The organism is bacterium, from assembly GCA_035549195.1.
Classification (GTDB): domain Bacteria; phylum Oederibacteriota; class Muellerivitia; order Muellerivitales; family Muellerivitaceae; genus DASZRK01.
On record DASZRK010000070.1, the window covers coordinates 1 to 5,896 of the forward strand.

General features: G+C 58.8%; 3 protein-coding genes. 2 read left to right on the forward strand and 1 reads right to left on the reverse strand.

The features are described from left to right. The coding region (locus VHE12_12305) for a hypothetical protein (GenBank protein ID HVZ81562.1) at positions 1-3,045 on the reverse strand (3,045 nt) is incomplete at its 3' end. 392 nt (positions 3,046-3,437) lie between these two features. On the opposite strand from VHE12_12305, the gene VHE12_12310 reads away from it, so the two are divergent. Together VHE12_12310 and VHE12_12315 are read left to right on the forward strand one after the other, a co-directional pair. Further along, positions 3,438-4,646, forward strand: coding sequence for a hypothetical protein (locus tag VHE12_12310; GenBank protein HVZ81563.1), 1,209 nt, complete (start codon positions 3,438-3,440; stop codon positions 4,644-4,646). Beyond that, positions 4,643-5,785, forward strand: coding sequence for a tetratricopeptide repeat protein (locus VHE12_12315; GenBank protein HVZ81564.1), 1,143 nt, complete (start codon positions 4,643-4,645; stop codon positions 5,783-5,785). Before VHE12_12310 ends, VHE12_12315 begins: the two co-directional genes overlap by 4 nt. Positions 5,786-5,896: the final 111 nt, after the last annotated feature.

A 5,896-nucleotide genomic window follows, 5' to 3' on the forward strand; every position in this document is an offset into this window, starting at 1 on the left:
GTTGGTCGGGGTGTTGGTGGGGGTGTAGGTGAACACAGGGGTCCAGGTGTCCGTGGGCGTACGGGTGGGCGTATCGCTGGCCGTTGGGGTGGGCGTGTTGGTGACGGTGTGGGTGTTCGTGGGCGTGCGGGTCGCCGTGGCCGTCGCGGTATTCGTGGGAGTGGAGGAAGGAGTGAAGGTATTGGTCCAGGTCCGAGTAGCTGTATCGGTAGGGGTGCTGGTCGGGGTAAAGGTAAAGATCGGGGTCCAGGTATCCGTGGGAGTTAGGGTGGGCGTATAGGTCGGCGTGAACGTGGGAGTATTGGAAGGTGTAAAGGTATTGGTCGGAGTGCGGGTCGCCGTAGCCGTCGCAGTGTTCGTGGGAGTGTTCACGTAGGTATCGGTAGGGGTCAAAGTCGGGGTCCGGGTCGCCGTCGAAGTCGGGGTGTCCGTGCTGGTCGGGGTATTCGTGCGGGTATTGGTCGCAGTATTCGTGGCACTATTGGTAGGCGTTGAAGTGGCCGTATGAGTATGGGTGGCGGTATTCGTCGCGGTCAAAGTGGCCGTGTTCGTCGGGGTGGCTGTAAAGACCAGGGTAAAGGTATTGGTCGGGGTTTTGGTTGGGCTGTTCGTGGTCGTATTGGTCGCGGTCGAAGTAGCGGTATGAGTGTTGGTCGAGGTGGCGGTGGCCGTGTTGGTCGCCGTGGAAGTGGCGCTATTGGTGTTCGTCGGGGTACTGGTCGGCGTGGCCGTGAAGACCAAGGTGAACGTGTTGGTTGGGGTATTGGTGCGGGTGGCTGTGGCAGTGAAGGTTGCCGTATTGGTATCGGTCGCGGTCGAAGTGGCTGTGGAAGTGGTCGTATTGGTCTTGGTCGCCGTAGCGGTGGGGGTCTGGGTCGCGGTAGAGGTAGTGGTGTTGGTCGAGGTGGCTGTGAAAGTAGCGGTGTTCGTCCGGGTGGCCGTGGAAGTAGCTGTCGAAGTGGTGGTATTGGTCCGAGTCGCCGTTGCAGTGGCCGTCTGTGTCGCCGTGGAAGTGGTGGTGTCCGTCGAAGTACTAGTGGAGGTCGCGGTCGAGGTGGTGGTGTTGGTCCTGGTCGCCGTGGCGGTCGTGGTCGAAGTCGTGGTATAGGTCGAGGTGCTGGTGGAGGTGGCGGAAGAAGTCGCCGTCGAAGTGGTGGTGTTGGTTCGGGTGGCCGTAGAGGTCGCGGTCGAGGTGGTGGTATAGGTCGAAGTACTAGTGGAGGTGGCGGAGGATGTGGCCGTGGAGGTGGTGGTGTTGGTCCTGGTCGCCGTGGCGGTCGCGGTCGAGGTGGTGGTATAGGTCGAAGTACTGGTCGAGGTGGCGGAGGATGTGGCCGTGGAGGTGGTGGTGTTGGTCCGGGTCGGGGTGGGCGTCGGGGTCAGGGTGGGAGTATTGGTCCGGGTCGGGGTGTTGGTCGGGGTAGGGGTCGGGGTAGTGCAATTACCGGTGAATTGGAATGTCTGGTATTTGGAATTCTGGCAGTTGTTGGCCGAAAGGCCCATATATCCGTTGCTACAGGAGGATCCGGAATAGGTCGCAGCGGCGGAAGCGGAACTTAGACCCGCCTGGGTAGTGGCGATCTTAACGATGTATTGACAGGAAGCCGTGATGTCCACCTCCACCCAATAGGGGCATCCATTCAACGCCCCATTCGGCAGGCCAGTGGTGTTCTGCGTGGAAGGGGACCCGCCCGTGTATTTGACCCAATAGAGCGTCCCGGGATTGCTGGCCCCGTTATTGAAGAACTGCAGGCCATAGCCGTTCCCCGTGATCAGGTCATATTCGAACACCAAACCCCCGAAATTCCCGCCGTTGACGTTCTCACACATGGAGACCTGAAGGGTGCCCGGGGCGTTGCTGACGGTGTTGTTGATCAGGAAGTTGTTCTTTCCATTGCAGCCCCCGGCGAAGGAGACCGATCCACCGCTTTCCCCCCAGTTCCCTTGTCCGAATGTCACGCTTCCCACCTGCCACCCCGAAGGAATAAAGGACTGGTTGAAATTGGTGGTCACCGAGCACTGCTGGGTGGGATTGCAACGGTATTGGGAAGCCACCGCCTGTTGCCAAAAGGTCGCCTTGGCGTTCTGAGTTCCGATGTACATCCCCCACTCGAAACTGGTGGCACCGCTGTTGAAGTTCGTCCCCAAGTTATAGGTGCGGTCATAATCCCCCGTCTGATTGGTTCCGCCGCAATTGAGCACCCCGGGAGGACCGCTCCAGATCGGGGGGCCACCCGGATTTCCATGGCCGGGATTGGTCACCGGTCCCGATCCCCAAGGTTCGATCTGATCCCGGTTATCGGTGACCTTGGAATCGTTGCAACTATTGCGCCCCCCCGCAGCGGAGATCTTCAGGCTGGAATTGGAGCAACTGAGACCCAGGCAGGACCAGTTCAGGTCCGAATCCGGTGGGGCGGCCCCATAAACGATGAGTTCGTTCTCCTCAATGTGCCAGACGTTATTGCCGTCGGCGATGGCCACCACGTTGTCGGTGGAGGCTTGGGCTGGATCGGTGTAAAGCACCATCAGGGATTGCCCCTGACAGGAATCGGGAAAGGAACTGGTGGTATAGGTGGTCAAACTGCCGCTACCGCCGCCGCCGGTGATCCAAGAGGGATTGAGCCCATAACGCACGTTGTACCAAGTCTGGGTCCATCCCACATAACTGACCGGGGCCCCGGCCAGGGTCCCTGCCGGGGTCGTATGTCCGTTGAAATTGACGGCGGAAGTATTGCCCGCCACATAGGCGCCGTTCGTGTATTCCACATAAAGGAAAGCCGTGACCGGGACCGCGCCCGCGGGGAGCGTCACGCTCAAAGGAGCCCCACAGGTACCACCGACCATTACGTAATCAAGACCGTAACCTTCGGCGATCATTTTTTGGGTCTGGGAATAACCCGGCGCCGGGTTTCCGGAAGGGCAACTGGTATAGGTGACCTGGGCCAGGAGCCTTTGGGAAGGGATCAGGAGAATGAGGAACGAACAAAGCCAAAGGGACTTAGCACAAAAAAGGCGCTGGATGGGGGAAGCGGCTATCTTCTGCATTCGTCTCCGTTCGTTCCATCGAACCGGTTAAATATCCGGACTAAAACCTTGACCCGAAATTGTTTTCTTGAAAAAACGATTTCGGGAACTTGGCGACATGGCGTTGTCTTTATGTCTTTAGCCTTTCGAAACCTTGAAACGATGACGGCGAAAGGCCCTGAAAGCGTTGAAAGGAACAAGAATCAAGGGAATCCATACCCTTGTCGCTCTTAATATACCATTTAACTTTATCGAAAAAGTAAGCCCATTTAACGAAAAAATGCCAAACGGTTTCCCTTAAAGAAAAAGGGCTTTCTTTACGACCAATTCCAGGCGATTTTGCGGCCAACCCAGACCGGCCCCCTGGCGTCAAAACCAGGGTGCTATGATTGGCCCACTTTCATGAGGTGACCATGCGATCCAGAACTTGGGGTTGGTTCCTTCTAACCCTCTCCTTTGCCGCCCCAGCCTTGGCCGATTTCGGATGCCACTTCCTTCTTGACCAAGTCTCCTATTTGAACCTGGACGACCCGGAGAAGAAGGTGTCCATCCGCTTCACCGCCCGCGAGGACATGGACCTGCTGGGTGTTTCCTTCCTCGAGGGTCCCGCGAAAGACCTGGTTTCCTTAAAGGTCAGTGTGCAAGACGATCTTGGCGGTCAACCTTCGACCGTCACCCTGGGTTCCTCGTTCCTGGTTCCCGGATCCAATGGATGGAAGAACGTCCCCTTCAATAACCTTCCCCTGCTCGAAGGCCATGTCTACCACTTGGTCTTCGAGATCGACCAATTCCGTGGCGGACACCATAAGGTCTCCACGGCGGATCCCGACCATTTTGTTAGTTTGGGCTATGGCGACACCCTGAACGGGTTCGATCCCCAAGATGAAAAAAAGGATCCCAAACTGGACCTCTTGGTCCTGGAGAAGGGTCATTGGAAGACCCTGGGCCGACAACCGCTTTTCGCCCTTTACGGGGCCGGTTTCAAGGCCCAAGGGGCGCCTTACGATACGGCCGGCGAGATACCGATCCACGGCAACGGAACTCCGGGCGATCCGTCGGACGACCTGCTCCAATCCGAATGCCTTCATCCCCATTACGGATTCAATGCGACAGGCGTCCGCCTGCGGGTCCGCAAGGTCGGCAACCCGGCCTCTCCCCTGAATTACCGGGTTTATATCCACCAATATATCCAACACAAAACTTTCCTTGGCTTTTCCGGACATGCCTTCCAGCCCGGGGAGATCGGCCGGGATTTCCAATGGCATTCCTTCAAGTTCAAGAAGGAAGACAATCCCCAAAGCTTCCCGCCCGAATGCCGCTACGTGGTCTTCCAGACCGATGCGGGCCGTCCCTCGGACCAAGCTCCCGGTTGCCAGGATTGCTACGTGATCTCGGACCTGAGGACCAGCGGGGGGCTTGCCAATGGGGATGAACTGACCTTCGATGGGGGCGCCCATCTTTCCCGGGAGGCCTATTCGACCGACGGCGGGAAGACCTGGATCGATCTCTTTGAGCGGGATGCCAACGTCATCTTGACGGGTCCGGAAAGCCCCAGTCCCACCCTTCCCTCCACCTTGGCCGTGCCCACCCCCGATCTCCTTCGCAAGGCACTGGAACCATGAGGATCCCCGTTACGCTGGCCCTTGTGGGGTCCTTCGCCTTGGCCGGGACCGTCCTGGGACAAACGGCCCGGATGGATTCCCAGGACGCCTTGAATGTCGCTCGTTCCACTGCCGTCGATCGGGCCCGCAACGGCTATCTCGCCGACGCCTTGGCCTCCTCGAAGAACGCCGTCCACTTGGCGGAAGAACGCCTGGGGCCCACCCATCCTTCCCTTTGTCCCTACCTTTTGGATAACGCCGCCTTGGAGAGGACCTTGGGCCTTTATGAGGAAGCCGAAGGTTCGCTCCAATGGTGCTTGGCCCTGCTACAAAGGAACCGGCGCCTGGAAGACCCTCTTTATCCCCAGACCCTCTTCTCCCTTTGCGCCCTCTACCTGGACCAGGGACGTCCGGCGGATGCCCTTTACTGGGGCCAAAAGGGCCTGGAAGCTTTGGAGGATGCGAAGGGGACCGGCCATGACATACAGAAGATCCAAGGCCTCGAACTCCTAGCCGAAGCCAAAAAGGATCTGAACGACCCGACCGGCGCCCTGACCCTGTTGGTCAAGGCCCGCGGTCTTTGCGGCCGACTCTCCCCCTCCGATCCCAAATTGGAGATCGGTCTTCTCACCGCCCTCTCCCGCGCGCAAACCCTCCTGAAGCGCTTTCCTGAAGCCCAGGGTTCCCTGGAAAAGGCCCTTGAACTCGCCCGGAAGCTCCCCGAAGGTTCCATTGAATTGGCCGACACCCTGGAAAGCCAAGGACGCCTCTGGGAGATCCGCGGAGCCCAAGAGAAGGCCCGGGCTTCCTACGAAGCGGCCCTTTCCCTCTATCAAAAGTTCGTTGGGAGCTTTTTCGGATACTCCATCCTGGACTACGCCCGGAAACTGGAGCGCGCTTATTTGAGCCTGGGGCGTTTCAAGGAAGCCGAAGAGATCGGGAACCGGACCCTCAAGACCTGTCAGGATTCCTATGGGACCGACAACCCACGCCTGGCCCTGGCCTTGATGGATCTGGCCCGGGCCCAGAAGGGCGCCAAAGAAGATAAGGAAGCTGGGGATAATGTGACCGAAGCCCTGCGCATCCTGCGTGCGAAACTCCAGCCGGGGGCTCCCCTGGTCCGGGAAGCTGAGGACTTAAGCCGTTCGATGGGACGGTGAGGGTCGCGTTACTTGAGGACCATGATCTTGGCGATCTGTTTTTGGACGAACCGGCCCTGTAGGTCATAGAGGTCGGTGGGCACCAGGTAGATGCCGCTGGCCAGGCCGCTC

Excerpts from the sequence above, each read along its gene's own strand:
- VHE12_12310 (HVZ81563.1), top strand. The coding sequence starts at position 3,438 with ATGCGATCCAGAACTTGGGGTTGGTTCCTTCTAACCCTCTCCTTTGCC.
- VHE12_12315 (HVZ81564.1), top strand. The coding sequence starts at position 4,643 with ATGAGGATCCCCGTTACGCTGGCCCTTGTGGGGTCCTTCGCCTTGGCC.